Source organism: Syntrophomonas curvata (assembly GCF_052976825.1).
In genome coordinates this window covers 2,021,774-2,036,008 of sequence record NZ_CM129641.1, presented here as the reverse complement: position 1 = coordinate 2,036,008, position 14,235 = coordinate 2,021,774, and the positions used below count along the sequence as shown (strand labels likewise).

12 protein-coding genes and 1 other annotated feature are annotated in these 14,235 nt (G+C 48.5%); all 12 genes read left to right on the top strand.

Features of this window, described 5'->3' with window-relative positions; genetic code table 11:
* Window positions 1–329 precede the first annotated feature (329 nt).
* The 12 genes from ytxC to pnpS all read left to right on the top strand — a co-directional run bounded on the left by ytxC (window position 330) and on the right by pnpS (window position 14,195).
* Window positions 330–1,265 carry a sporulation protein YtxC gene (ytxC, locus tag ACU70B_RS09065; RefSeq protein ID WP_447183238.1) on the top strand — a complete coding sequence of 312 codons (936 nt, stop codon included), beginning with the start codon at window positions 330–332 and terminating at the stop codon, window positions 1,263–1,265.
* 180 nt (window positions 1,266–1,445) lie between these two features.
* Complete coding sequence (locus ACU70B_RS09060) at window positions 1,446–2,036, top strand: DUF445 domain-containing protein (RefSeq protein ID WP_447183237.1); 591 nt, start codon at window positions 1,446–1,448, stop codon at window positions 2,034–2,036.
* Between the two features lie 29 nt (window positions 2,037–2,065).
* Window positions 2,066–3,973, top strand: a complete 1,908-nt coding sequence (gene thrS / locus ACU70B_RS09055) for a threonine--tRNA ligase (RefSeq protein WP_447183236.1) — start codon at window positions 2,066–2,068, stop codon at window positions 3,971–3,973.
* 332 nt (window positions 3,974–4,305) lie between these two features.
* Entirely contained in the window at window positions 4,306–4,839 is a 534-nt protein-coding gene (gene infC / locus ACU70B_RS09050) for a translation initiation factor IF-3 (protein ID WP_447185742.1), read from the top strand.
* Window positions 4,839–5,033, top strand: coding sequence for a 50S ribosomal protein L35 (gene rpmI / locus ACU70B_RS09045; protein ID WP_447183235.1), 195 nt, complete (start codon window positions 4,839–4,841; stop codon window positions 5,031–5,033). Before infC ends, rpmI begins: the two co-directional genes overlap by 1 nt.
* A 19-nt stretch (window positions 5,034–5,052) precedes the next feature.
* The gene (gene rplT / locus ACU70B_RS09040) at window positions 5,053–5,412 is read left to right on the top strand and encodes a 50S ribosomal protein L20 (RefSeq protein ID WP_447183234.1); all 360 of its coding nucleotides are present in this window, start codon (window positions 5,053–5,055) and stop codon (window positions 5,410–5,412) included.
* Window positions 5,413–5,486: 74 nt separating this feature from the next.
* Window positions 5,487–6,281: a TrmH family RNA methyltransferase gene (locus ACU70B_RS09035; protein ID WP_447183233.1), complete on the top strand. Its 795-nt coding sequence runs from the start codon at window positions 5,487–5,489 to the stop codon at window positions 6,279–6,281.
* Between the two features lie 160 nt (window positions 6,282–6,441).
* Window positions 6,442–6,667 (top strand) — a binding site (T-box leader).
* Between the two features lie 47 nt (window positions 6,668–6,714).
* Window positions 6,715–7,737 (top strand): phenylalanine--tRNA ligase subunit alpha, encoded by a 1,023-nt coding sequence (gene pheS, locus ACU70B_RS09030; RefSeq protein WP_447183232.1) that lies wholly within the window; start codon window positions 6,715–6,717, stop codon window positions 7,735–7,737.
* 14 nt (window positions 7,738–7,751) lie between these two features.
* Window positions 7,752–9,800, top strand: coding sequence for a phenylalanine--tRNA ligase subunit beta (pheT, locus tag ACU70B_RS09025; protein ID WP_447183231.1), 2,049 nt, complete (start codon window positions 7,752–7,754; stop codon window positions 9,798–9,800).
* Window positions 9,801–9,974: 174 nt separating this feature from the next.
* The gene (locus tag ACU70B_RS09020) at window positions 9,975–11,651 is read left to right on the top strand and encodes a uridine kinase family protein (RefSeq protein ID WP_447183230.1); all 1,677 of its coding nucleotides are present in this window, start codon (window positions 9,975–9,977) and stop codon (window positions 11,649–11,651) included.
* A gap of 53 nt (window positions 11,652–11,704) precedes the next feature.
* Entirely contained in the window at window positions 11,705–12,433 is a 729-nt protein-coding gene (locus tag ACU70B_RS09015; protein WP_447183229.1) for a response regulator transcription factor, read from the top strand.
* Window positions 12,426–14,195, top strand: a complete 1,770-nt coding sequence (pnpS, locus tag ACU70B_RS09010; protein WP_447183228.1) for a two-component system histidine kinase PnpS — start codon at window positions 12,426–12,428, stop codon at window positions 14,193–14,195. The genes ACU70B_RS09015 and pnpS overlap by 8 nt, the downstream gene beginning before the upstream one ends.
* Window positions 14,196–14,235 lie beyond the last annotated feature (40 nt).

Sequence of the window (14,235 nt, the reverse complement as noted above, 5' to 3'; positions counted from 1 at the left end):
GAGCTTTGGCCCGGCCTGGCAGCCTGTAAAAGGTCAATCTGTCTTATCCGAAGGGTGGAGGCTAGTTGTAACAGTTAAACTGAAAATAAGCACTATGATACAAAAAGGTAACATAATGAGTCGCATTGTAACTTTTTAGCGGTTAAGCGGATTTGATTATTGATTAGTTTAGGCGGTTAATTGGCGCCGCAATGGCATCCGATTATGCTGGGCTCAAAAATATATGGTAAAAAAGCGTCTAAAAAGCAGTATTTTCATGGCCTCCGGGTTTGAATAATGAAAAACTGCCAAACATATAATAAAGTATCTGTTTTACTGGAGGCCAGCATATGTTATATGAATTCCAAGTACTTACAGCAGCTGATATCGACTCTTTCCTGGGCGATTACGATAATCGCCTGCACTGGATTAAACAACGGGGCTATATCCCTACGGCATCCTGTCAGGATATGGATGACGATATGCGGTTGATTATCCTGCGCCTGGAAGGCAATCAGGCGGAAGGGGTATTTCGGAATGAAGACATCGTATATATTTTCAAGCATCAAATTGCGGAAATCCTGGCTGAGCATATTGTAAAAGATTGGGGAGGCAAATTGCTCTGGCGGGAAATAATGCGAACCTGCCGCCACCTACCGGCCCAGGAGCGCAACAACGTGCATCAGCGGGCGATGGATTTTTTGAAGAAATGCCATGATAATGAAAGCCTGAATCTGCTGCTTAATTTTAGCCGCAAGAACAGGATTGCTCATCGCTTATTCGATTATATAAGCAATAATATAACTGTAAATGTAGAAGGCTTTATAAATTTCTGCATGCAGGATTACCTGACCGAGCTTAAATTTGCCGTGGAGGTAGCCCTGGAGGAGCTTCGCAATCAAAAGGAATACAACGATTTTGTTAACCTCCTGCGCTACTTTGTGGATACTCAGGCGCCCAAAATCTACGAAGTCAATCTGATGATGAGCGGGAACGGAATGTTCTATCTCTGGGATGGTCAGGGAATCAAGATCGAAGAGAATTACATAAACTACTATCTGGACGAAATGCTGATGGATGAAATAAATCTGGATGATGTATTGATAAGTATTCTTATAACCATTGCACCGAGGAAGATTGTACTGCATAATGTTGCCAAAGTTGACAGTGAGCCGGTGGCCATGATTAAAAGTGTTTTTAAAGAAAAAATCAGCGAATGCCATGGATGTGAACGCTGTTGCCAGTATCAATTGGAAAACGACTGCGAAGGCCGCCACAAGCATTGAAGATTTTGATGCCAAACCTTGTCTCTTCATCTGTCCTCCCATTATCAACTCAGGTTAACAAGCCACATCCTTCCTATACATTCCGCTGCTTGCCGCCTGCCGATTAAAATTGCGATTATATACAAAATTTGATATATTCTTTAAGTAATGAATTAAGCTCTGGTTTAAGGTGGAATCCAAGTGCTGAAGTTTATTGTGCTGCCACTGATTAGTGCTCTTATTGGTTATATTACCAATGTAGTTGCCATCAAGATGCTGTTCTGGCCCCGTCGGCCAGTTAATTTATTATTATTCAAGCTGCACGGACTCCTCCCCAAGCGCAGGGCCGAACTGGCCAACAGTCTGGGCAAATTGGTAGAAGAACAGCTGCTGTCCCTGGATGATTTGTTCGAGAAGATAAACACCCCTGAGGTGAGGGAGATAATAAGCCGACAGATTATTACGGCTGTGAAAGACAGGCTGGGGGAGATTATACCCCGTATTGTACCGGCTAAAATAACCCAGGTAATAGTTGACAGTCTGGAAAAACTGATTCGCCAGGAAGCGGAACACATGATCAGGCAGATTATCGACTCGGGACATGAATACCTGACTAAGGAAATCCAGGTAAGCAGAATTGTGGAGGATAAGGTCAACGCTTTTGATTTAGACCAGTTGGAAGAAATGATTCGCGAGGTCTCTTCCCCGGAATTGCGGGCTATTGAGATTCTGGGCGGAGTACTGGGTTTTATAATAGGAATAATTCAGGATGGTATATTATTGCTCCTATAGACCGCGAGCTTTTATCGGGAGGTATTAACATGATTCGGATCAGCTTAAAAGACGGCAGCCAGCGCGAGTACCCTGAAGGCATTACTCTCCTGCAGGTAGCTCAGGATATTGGTCCCCGGCTGGCAAAAAATGCGGTAGCGGGCGTCTTTAACGGCAAACTAAGTGACTTAAACGCCAGGATTACTGAAGATGGGGAACTGGAACTGCTGAGCTTTGACGACAGAAGAGGGGCCGATGTATACCGGCACTCATCATCCCATGTTATGGCTCAGGCGGTAAAACGTCTGTGGCCGGATACCAAACTGGCTATCGGTCCGGCTATTGACCGGGGCTTCTATTACGACTTTGACAGCCAGCATACCTTTATTCCGGATGATTTTGCCCTTATCGAAAAGGAAATGAACGCCATAATCGAGGCCGACTACCCTTTTATCAGAAAAGAATTAAGCCGGGAAGACGCTCTGGATTATTTTAATGACCGTAAAGAAGAATTTAAAGTAGAGCTGATCCGGGATTTGCCTGAGGATGCAACTATAAGCATGTATCAGCAGGGAGAGTTTGTAGATCTCTGTGCCGGGCCTCATGTTCCCTCCACCGGCAAGCTTAAGGCCGTAAAGCTGATGAGTCTGGCCGGGGCTTACTGGCGGGGCAGCGAGAAAAACCCCATGCTGCAAAGGATATATGCTACTTCTTTCCCCAAAAAAGCGATGTTGGACGATTACCTGTATAAATTGGAGGAAGCGAAAAAGCGTGACCATAGGCGTCTGGGCCGGGAACTGGGTTTATTCACGATTGTCGACGAAGGGCCGGGATTCCCTTTCTTCATGCCCAAAGGCATGATTCTGCGCAATGAACTGGAGAACTTCTGGCGGGAGGAGCACCGTAAAGCCGGTTATCAGGAGATACGCACCCCTATTATTTTAAACCGCCAGCTATGGGAAAATTCCGGACACTGGGATCATTACCAGGAGAACATGTATTTCACCACCATTGATGAAGGCGATTATGCCATAAAGCCCATGAATTGTCCGGGTGGAATGCTGGTATACAAGCAGCAGCTGCACAGCTATAAGGAACTGCCGATTAGAATGGGAGAACTGGGATTGGTTCATCGCCATGAAATGTCCGGAGTATTGCATGGCTTGATGCGGGTTAGGGCCTTTACCCAGGATGATGCCCATATATTTATGCTGCCGGAACAGATTGTTGATGAAATCAAAGGGGTAATCAACCTGATCGACCGATTCTATGGCTTATTCGGTTTTCCCTATCACGTAGAGCTATCTACCAAACCGGAAAAAGCCATGGGTTCAGACCAGGATTGGGAGACTGCGACCGATACTTTAATCCAGGCATTAAATGAGAAGGGTATGGATTATGTAATAAATGAAGGCGATGGAGCTTTTTACGGGCCCAAGATTGACTTTCATCTGCAGGATTCTTTAGATAGGACCTGGCAGTGCGGCACCATTCAACTCGATTTTCAGATGCCGGAGAAATTTGACCTGAGCTATATTGGCGAGGATGGGGAAAAGCACCGCCCAGTCATGATTCACCGGGTTATTTACGGCAGTATTGAAAGATTTATCGGCATACTGACCGAACACTTTTCCGGCGCGTTTCCTGCCTGGCTGGCTCCGATTCAGGTTCGTATTTTGCCCATTACCGAGCGGCAGCACGATTACGCCCGTCAGATACGGGCAGAAATGGAGCGACTGAATATAAGGGTGGAGATTGACCTGCGCAGCGAAAAGATAGGCTATAAGATAAGGGAAGGGCAACTGCAGAAGATTCCCTATCTGCTCATTTTGGGCGACAAGGAACTGGAAGCTCAAAGCGTAGCTGTCCGCCATCGTAAAGCAGGCGATCTTGGCGCCATGCCCCTGGCTGGCTTCGTAAAGAAAATCAAAACGGAGATAGAAGAAAAGACCCTGTAAAGAGCAATCCGGAGCTCTTTTCGAGGCATAAACCAAAATTAAAGGTTTAAGGCGGTTGGTTAATGGTAAGAACCCCGGATTCACACTGATTATTCTTTTTAAAGCTTTCAGGCAACCAGTGCTGACCTGTGGTTAAACAAGTTGCCATCCGTTCTGCAATATGGTATACTCCATTACGTATTAAGCAGAAGCCTCGCTTCTCACCTTACAACTTGAGTTCGTAAGGTAATTGGTCAGACATCCGGGTAGTGAAAAGGATTATTTATACTTGTCTGCCATACAGCGAGTTTTTGCGAACTCGCTTTTTTAATTTATTAGGAGGTGAACATCTTATCAGCAAGGATTGGAGGATCAATGAAGAAATCCGGGTCAGGGAGGTCAGGCTGGTGAGCGACGACGGGGAGCAGCTCGGTATAGTATCCATACGCGACGCCCTCGCCATAGCTTTGGAGAAAGGTCTTGATTTGGTAGAGGTGGCTCCTTCAGCTCAGCCGCCGGTATGCCGCTTGATGGACTATGGCAAATTTAAATTTGAACAAAACAAGCGGGAAAAGGAAGCTCGCAAGAAGCAGCACATCATTTCCATAAAAGAAGTCAAGATGCGGCCCAATATTGAAGAACATGATTTTCATGTCAAGGCTAAAAATGCCCGGAAATTCCTTTCCGGTGGAGATAAGGTCAAACTGACCATTATGTTCAGGGGAAGAGAGATAACCCACCCGGAGCTGGGAGAGAAACTGTCTTTGAAATTTGTCAATGAACTGTCTGACATATCAAATGTTGAAAAATTACCCAAGGTTGAGGGAAGAAATATGGTAACAGTCCTGATACCAAAACTGGATAATGATAAGAAGGAGGATGCTTAATGCCCAAAACCAAGACCCATAGGGGTGCAGCAAAAAGATTTAAAAAGACCGGTAGTGGTAAGATAAAGAGAGCTAAAGCCTACACCAGCCACCTGCTGGGCTCCAAGAGCCCCAAGAGAAAAAGAGGACTGCGCAAGGCCGGTTTGGTCAGTGAACAGGAAACCAAAAGAATATCCAAATTAATTCCTTACTAGACACAGGAGGTTTTGATATATGCCGAGAGTAAAACGTGGAGTAACTTCACATCAAAGACATAAAAAGATTCTCAAGCTGGCCAAAGGGTATCGCGGCAGCAAATCCAAACTATACCGGGTAGCCAACCAGCAGGTTATGAAATCAGGGAATTACGCTTATATCCACCGGCGCCTGAAAAAAAGAGATTTCCGTAAGCTGTGGATCGCGCGCATCAACGCTGCTGCCCGTGACAATGGCACTACTTACAGCCGTATGGTGCATGGGCTTAAAGTAGCCGGAGTGGATATTAATCGCAAGATGCTGGCGGAACTGGCTATCACCGATCCGGGTGGATTTACCGAACTGGCGGAACTTTCTAAAAAATACCACAGCAAGTAAACATAAAGTTCTAAAAAGTATGGCTGATGGCCATACTTTTTTAGATTTATCAGCACCAAAACAGGAGCTGTGCGATGAAAAAGGTTACCTCTAAAGACAATCAATATATAAAACAGGCGGCAAGTCTTAAAAATAAAAAATACCGTATCCGGGAGCAGATGTTCCTGCTGGAGGGAAAGAAAATGGTGGCCGAGGCCCTGCAGGCTTGCAAGCCGCTGATCAGGGTGTTAGTGGACGAAGCTCACCGTGAGGAATACCGGCCTCTAGCTGAGCGATATCGCGACCCGGAGTGGCTGGAAGTGGATTCCCGGGTCTTTGGCGGAATTGCCGCTGCCGATACTCCCCAGGGCATCGTAGCCGTGGCCCCCATCCCCCATAATGACTTTTCGGATTTATTTAAGCAAAGCGCGGGTCTGATTCTGCTTGACCAGATATCAGACCCGGGCAACCTGGGAACCATCATAAGAACTGCCTGGGCCCTTGGTATTGACGGTATATTGCTCAGCCAAGGATGTACTGACCCCTTCAGCCCTAAAGCGGTTCGCGCCAGTATGGGAGGAGTTCTTAATGTCCCCATTTATGATGCTGTAAGTCTGTCTGCTATAGAACAGCTGAAGTCCGGGGGGTACAGGGTTATAGGGACAGATCTTGATGCCCGCGCCAGTATTTTTACTGGCGACTATAAAGGGGCTAACATAATAGTAATCGGAAGCGAATCCCGGGGGGTAAGTCCGGATATCCAAGCCTGCTGTGACAGCCTGATTAAAATACCAATTAATCCCGCCGTAGATTCTTTGAATGCGGCTGTGGCATGTGCTATAATTATGATGGAAGTATGGAAACAGAGAAATAATGCTTTCTTGTCCTAGATTTCCCGCTATGATATAATAAAACTCAGTTCGACCCGGGACTATTATTGAAGGGTGGAGCAGAATGGCAGATCAGGCTGAGTATCTATGGAATTTATTTGAGACTTCCGGCTGCATCATATATTATCTCTTGTATAAAATGATTGTTACCCATTAAAATACAAAGGCGATGAACAGGACAATTAGCTTGCCGTTTAACCTTGCAGGGAGGCTGTACCAGCGACTGAGAGTACGCCAGGGGAAAAGCAAGTGAATTCACCTGGGAGCAGTGGACTGAAGTAGCAGTAGGTCTTACCGGCCGCCTCCGTTACAGGCATTAAGTGAACCAGCCGGAGATCAGGCTGGTTAAAAAGGGTGGTACCGCGGAACAAACTTTCGTCCCTCATGGGGGATGGAAGTTCTTTTTTATTTTCTGGCAGGGAGGATGAGGGCTGTGCTCGATAAGTTAAAGCAAATAGCCGACAGTTCCGAGCAACGACTGGCTCAGGTAAGCAGTATCGATGAAATCAACGAACTGAAAGTCAGAATTTTGGGCCGCAAAGGGGAGATAACCCAGCTGCTGCGCGGGCTGAAAGACTTAAACGGTCAGGAACGAGCCGGTATAGGCAAAATTGCCAATGAACTGAAAGCAAGACTGGAAGACACCATTAACCGCCGAACGGAGGAAATCAAGGGTCAGGAACTGCAACTGCGGCTTGAACAGGAGAGAGTGGATATCAGCCTTCCCGGTTTGCCCTGGCAAAGAGGGGGGAAACATCCGCTTACTCTGGTTAATGAGGAAATAAGGGATATATTCATAGGGATGGGATTTAGTGTTGCCGAAGGGCCGGAAATAGAATCCGATTATTACAATTTTGAAGCCTTAAATATCCCGCGGGATCATCCCGCCCGGGAAATGCAGGATTCTTTTTATATCAGCGAGGATATTCTGCTGCGCACCCACACCTCGCCGGTGCAGGTACGTACCATGGAAAAGCTGGCTCCGCAGATACCGGTTAAAATTATTGTACCCGGCAGGGTCTACCGGAGAGATGACGACGCTACCCATTCTCCCATGTTTAACCAGGTTGAGGGCCTGGTAATAGACAAGAGGATAACCTTTGGCCATTTAAAAGGCACCCTGATGCTTTTTGCCCGCAAAATCTTCGGTGAAGACGTCAAGGTGCGCTACCGTCCCAGCTTCTTCCCCTTTACCGAGCCCAGTGCGGAGATGGACATTTCCTGTGTTAATTGCAAGGGAGCCGGCTGTCGGGTTTGCTCGCATACGGGCTGGTTGGAGATACTGGGAGCAGGAATGGTAAACCCCCGGGTACTGCAATACGGAGGCTATGACCCGGAACAGGTTACCGGCTTCGCCTTCGGCATGGGGGTGGAGCGTATCGCCATGTTAAAATACGGCATTAACGACCTGCGCCTGTTCTTTGACAATGACAAACGCTTCTTGAAGCAGTTTTAGGGGGGTTTTGCAATATGGGCGTATCAATCAAATGGTTAAAACAATATGTTGATTTCAAGTGGAGCGCCGAAGAACTGGCTCACCGGCTTACCATGGCGGGGATAGCCATTGAAGGCGTAGACCGGGAAGATAACGATTATATACTGGATCTGGATCTCACTCCCAACCGTGGGGACTGCCTGGGCATGATTAATCTGGCCCGGGAGGTGGCTGCCCTAAGCGGCTCCGGCTTGCAGTTGCCGGTTGTGAAGGTTAAAGAAAACAAAGAAAACATAGACAAGTTCATCAAAGTAGAGATAGAAGCTCCCGAGCTCTGTCAACGTTATGTGGCTCGGCTGATTAAAAACGTCAGAATAAAGGAATCGCCGGAATGGATACAGGAAGCCCTGATTCATTCCGGAGTAAGGCCGATAAATAATATAGTGGACGTCACCAACTATGTAATGCTGGAGTGCAACCAGCCGCTGCATGCCTTTGATTATCGCCTGCTGGGGAATAAGATAGCGGTACGCCGGGCCAGGCCCGGGGAAAAATTCACCACCCTGGACGAAGTGGAAAGGCAATTGGATGAGGATATGCTGGTAATAACCGATGGCAGCAGGCCGGTTGCTCTGGCCGGCGTCATGGGCGGGCTTAACACCGAGATTCATGATGCCACCGTTGACGTTCTGCTGGAATCAGCCTGGTTCCTGGGCCCCAATATCCGCAGAACCTCGCGTAAGGTAGGTTTGCGCAGTGATTCCTCCGTGCGCTTCGAAAAGGGTACCGATATCAACGGGGTGATATATGCCGCCAATCGGGCCGCCATGCTTATCCAGCAATTGGCTGGCGGGGAAGTGGTAGGCGGAAGCTGTGATGTATACCCCAACCCGCGCAAAGCCCTGCAGGTAACCCTTCGTCCGGAACGGGTCAATTATCTGCTCGGGACTGATATCAGCCCGGCTGAAATCCGGTCTTATCTGGAACGACTGCAGCTTGTGGTTAAGGATAATAAAGGCAGCCTGGTGGTCGACATACCCAGCTATCGGCCCGACATCGAGCTGGAGGCTGACCTGATTGAAGAAGTGGCCCGCCTCCATGGTTATGATAAGATAGAGCCTGGTTTGCCGGGAGGAAAAACTATCCCCGGAGGCCTGACCCCCTATCAGAAATTCCGGGAAGAAATGAAGAACATCGTAGCGCAAAGCCTAAATGAGGTGGTCAACTATAGCTTTGTCAGTGAGGAAAACTTCGACCGTTTACTGCTGCCCCAGGATAGCCCGCTGCGCAAGGCGGTAAGGGTAGCCAACCCTTTGTCTGAGGAACAGGGGGTCATGCGTACCCTCCTGTTACCTGGTTTATTGCAGAATATCAGCACTAACCTGGCCCGAAAGAATGAAAACCTGGCCTTTTTTGAGATGGCTTCGGTATTTTACCCTTCACCGCAGGGTCTGCCGGGCGAAAAATTAAAGCTGGGGGCTGTTGTCTGCGGGCATCACGACCTCAACTGGACTAAACAGCGGGTAGAAATGGACTTCTTCTACCTCAAAGGCATAGTGGAGAACCTGCTCCGGCATCTAGGCCTGGAGCAGTGTGAGTTTGCGGTGGCCCATGATGTTTCCTATCATCCGGGAAGGTCGGCGGTACTCAGGTACTTCGGTGATGAAATCGGTATCGTAGGCGAGGTTCATCCCCTGGTTTTGCAGAATTACGATATAAAGCAGCGGAGCTGTGCCTTTGAACTGGATGTAGAGAAGCTCTATGCTCACCGGAGAACCCGACTCATGGTAGACAGAATCGCCCGCTACCCGGCAGTAGAGAGAGATATTGCTGTGGTGCTGAATAATGAGGTTACTGCTGCCGAGGTCCTGGCAGTAATCGGGGAGACCGAAAAGGAGCTGCTTAAAGATGTTGTATTATTCGATATTTATACCGGCGAGCAGGTAGCTCAAGGGCATAAGAGCGTAGCCTTTAAGATGACCTTTCAGTCCCCGGACAGGACCCTGACGGAGAACGACGTCAACAGCAGCGTAAGCAGAATATTGGAAAGACTGCAACAGGATGTCAAAGCCGAACTAAGGTAATAAAAAGAAGCGGGGACAGCGCTCCCCGCTTATAACCTGATACCCGCGCCGACTTTCCCCGCGTTATTGCCAATTATCCCCTCTTGCCCCCATCATCAGTATCTATTTTCACACTATCATTTCATAAAATGTTATATAATGATAAGCATCACGGGGGCATGAGGAGGAGAATAAATGGCCGTCAATTCTTATTCGCAAGACCTGCAGATTGCCATTAAGGTAAAAGGTATAGGTGATTACCTGGTTAAACCGGGAACCACTGCTGCCGAGTTGGTCAAAAACATAGCCAGCGCAGGCCAGCATCCGGTAATGGCAGTCATTAAAGAGAACACTCTTTACGACCTGCATCATATTTTAGACCAAGCATGCGAACTGGAGCTGGTCTACCCCAGCAGTGAAGCCGGCATGAGAATATACCGCCGTACGGCTTCCTTTGTGCTGATAAAGGCTTGCCGGGAGCTCTATCCGGATAAACCCCTGGTGATAAAGCACTCCCTGTCCAATGGGCTATATTGTGAATTTATCGGTTATCAGCCATCACGCCGGGACATTGCCAGCCTGGAAAAAAGAATGCAGGATATCATCGCCTGCGACCTGCCCATTAACAAATTGACCGTACCTAAGGAAGAAGCCCGCAGCATCTTTGCCCGCCAGGGGCAGATGGATAAAGTAAAACTCCTGGAATTCCGGGATAAAGGCCACGTTCATATCTATGAACTGGATGGGTTTTATGAGTATTTCTACGGTTATATGCTGCCGTCGACCGGCATATTAAGCGAGTTCAGATTGCTGAACTATCCTCCCGGGCTTATACTGCAGACTCCCGAAAAAGATGAACCGGGTCGTATCGTCAAGTATCTGCCGCAGCCAAAGCTTTCCCAGGTTTTTTATGAAGCTAAGAAATGGGCGGAAATGCTCGATACTCCTCATGTGGCTGCCCTTAACGATATAATCACCTGCGGCCGTGCCGGTGACCTGATCCGGGTCAACGAGGCCCTGCATGAAAAGAAGATAGCCTATATTGCCGATAGGATATGCGCTGATTCCAATATCAGACTGGTACTGATATCCGGTCCCTCATCTTCGGGAAAAACCACCTTTGCCCAGCGTTTGCTGATTCAGCTGCGGGCAAATGGAAGGAGACCGGCATCGGTATCCCTGGACGATTACTTTGTCGACCGTGACCTGACCCCCCGGGACGAATATGGAGATTACGATTTTGAAGCCCTGGAAGCACTCAAATTGGATCTTTTTAACGACCACTTGCTGCGTCTGATTCAAGGGGAGGAGGTGAAGATGCCCGTTTATAACTTTAAAGACGGATGCTGCGAGGCCTTGGGCAGAAGGACCCGGGTTCCTGCCGGGGAGCCGATTATAATTGAAGGCATCCATGGGCTCAATGAGCATCTGACCTGGAGTATTCCCCGGGAACAGAAGTTTAAAATTTATATCAGCGCCCTTACCCAGCTTAATGTGGATTATACCAACCGGATTCCTACTACCGACAGCCGCCTTTTGCGCAGGATTGTTCGCGACAGCCGTACCCGGGGCTACAGTGCCCGGGCTACCCTGAACCGCTGGCCATCAGTAAGAAGGGGAGAGGAGATGAACATTTTCCCCTTCCAGGAAAATGCCGATGTAATGTTTAATTCCTCCCTGGTTTATGAGCTTTCCGTCCTCAGACCATACGTGGAACCGTTGCTGATGGAAATCGGGCACGACCATCCCGAGCATGTCGAAGCCAAACGGCTCCTGAAATTTTTAAGCTATTTTCAGCCCCTTGATACCAAGGACATTCCTCCCAACTCCATAATAAGAGAATTCGTCGGGGGCAGCTGTTTTGATGTCTGATATATCCACATAGATTTGCAGCCAGCGGGATATGGTATAGGATAAGAGCAACGATGCCCCCTAGCGGAGGTGATAAGGTGAAAGGCAAGATTCTGGTGGTGGATGATGAGGAAGCCCTGACCAGGCTGGTGAGCTATAACCTGGAGAAGGATGGGTTTACTTGTCTTCAAGCCAATGAAGGCGGCAGGGTGCAGGAAATTATCGCCAGGGAGCAACCCGACCTGGTTATTCTTGATTTAATGCTGCCCGGCCAGGATGGTCTGGAGATATGCCGCGATATGCGTTCTGCCGGGGATAAAACTCCGGTTATCATGCTTACCGCCCGTGATGATGAGATTGATAAAGTACTGGGGCTGGAACTGGGGGCTGATGATTATGTCACTAAACCCTTCAGCGTGCGCGAATTAAAGGCCCGGGTAAAAGCGGTTTTAAGGCGCCGGAATGACCGGGACGAGGAGAACGGCAGGAGCGGCCCTGTTAATATCGGCAGTTTTACCATTAACCCGGACAGCTATGAGATATTTCGCAATAACCGGGTTCTTGATTTAACGGTAAAGGAATACGAGCTCTTAGCCATATTGCTGCGCAACCGGGGAAAAGTGCTGAAAAGGGATTATCTCTTGGACGTTTTGTGGGATTATCCCGACAGCAGCAGCACCAGGGTGCTGGATGTTCACATCAGCAAACTGAGGGAAAAGATTGAAAGGGATACCAGAAACCCTCAGTACATTAAAACTATCCGTGGCATCGGCTACAAATTTGAGGAGGAAGTTGATGTTTAGCTCCTTCCGCTCCCGGTTGACTATAACCTATATCGTAATTATCGCCGTGATATTGTCTATTACCGGCGTTTTTTTATCTGTGATTTTCAAGAACTATTATTTTGATTCTGTAAACTCCGGCTTACTGCACGAGGCGCGGTTGGTAACTGAAATGATAAGTTTTTATAATGGGCGGCAGGACGGGCCTAAGTTCTTTCAGCAGGTTTGTCTCAAGGCTGCACAGGGCACAGATACCCGGGTGACCATAGTAGATGACCGCGGCCGGGTTCTAGGTGATTCCATCTATGAACCGGAACAGATGGAAATTCATAAGGATCGTCCTGAGATTTATCAGGCTTTACAGAAGGGGAGCGGTATGGAAACACGATACAGTGAAACGGCCGGTATACGCATGCTCTATGTAGCCGTGCGTTTTCATCAGGACGGCCTGCAAGGTGCTGTCCGCCTGGCCCGGCCCCTGACTGAGGTGGAAGCATTCTACCACCGGGTTTTGTATACCCTCCTGCTGGCTGTTTTACTCACCGGTTTACTGGGAGCAGGAATAAGCAGTGCTATAGCCGGCCGGTTCTCCCGGCCGGTAGCCCGGATAACCAGCGCGGTAGTGGATATGTCGCTGGGAAACTTGAAGCGCCGGATTAGATACCAGGGTGATGATGAACTGGGTAAATTGGTTGGCGCCATAAATAACATGTCGGAACACCTTGACCATACGATTGATGAAATATCAGCGGTAAAAAACCGCCTTGAAGTCCTGCTGGAGAATACGGTGAATGGCATCATCATGATTGACAGGGATAACCGGATGGTCTATATCAATCCTGCTGCCGCAGCTTTGCTGGGCTGGGACGAAAACCTGCTGGGGCGTAAAGCTGTTGAGGCCATAAAAAGTTACGAGCTTCTGGAACTGATCGATCAAGTCAGGATAAAAACGGAGAACAGGCGTCAGAACATCCGGATATACAACCCGGATAAAAAGGATATCGAAGTAAACGCGGTTCCCGTCAATCAAGGCGATAAAGAAGGAACAGCCAGTATCCTGGTGGTGATGAACGACATAACTGAAACCAGGAGGCTGGAGCAGGTACGCAAGGACTTCGTGGCCAATATATCACACGAACTGAAAACCCCTATAGCAACTATCAGCGGCTTTGCCGAAACCATGCTGTCTGAAGGGAAGGAGAGCGCCGAGCATGTGGAGGAGTTCTCTGCCATTATTTTTGAAGAGGCTCAGCGCATGAAGAAACTGATCGATGATTTATTGGAATTATCGCGCCTCGAGACCGGCAAGCCGCAACTCAATATCCGGCCAGTCAACCTGGTGAAACTGATTAACGACAGCATCGAACTGGTTAAGATGCGCAATCCGGTGCTCAAAGCCCGGATAGAGTTCAATAAACCGGCGGAAATGCTCTGGATCGATGGAGATATGGACTCTATTGCCCATATTATTGAAAATCTGTTGGATAATGCGCTGAATTACAGCAATGAAGGCGGAATAATAACCGTTACCCTGGAAAGCCAGGGCGAAAAGGGAGTCCGGGTCAGGGTCAGGGATCAGGGGGATGGCATTCCTGAAGCTGAGCTGCCGCGCATTTTTGAGCGCTTCTACCGAGTGGATAAAGCGCGTTCAAGAAAGACCGGGGGAACCGGCCTGGGTCTGGCTATAGTAAAACACCTGGTGGAAAACCACGGCGGCAAACTGGAGGTAGAGAGCCGCTCCGGCGAAGGCTCGGTTTTTTCCTTTACCCTGCCGGGAAGATAGAAAAGAGGCGGACAGGACGCCTTCTTAAGCGTCCCGCCCG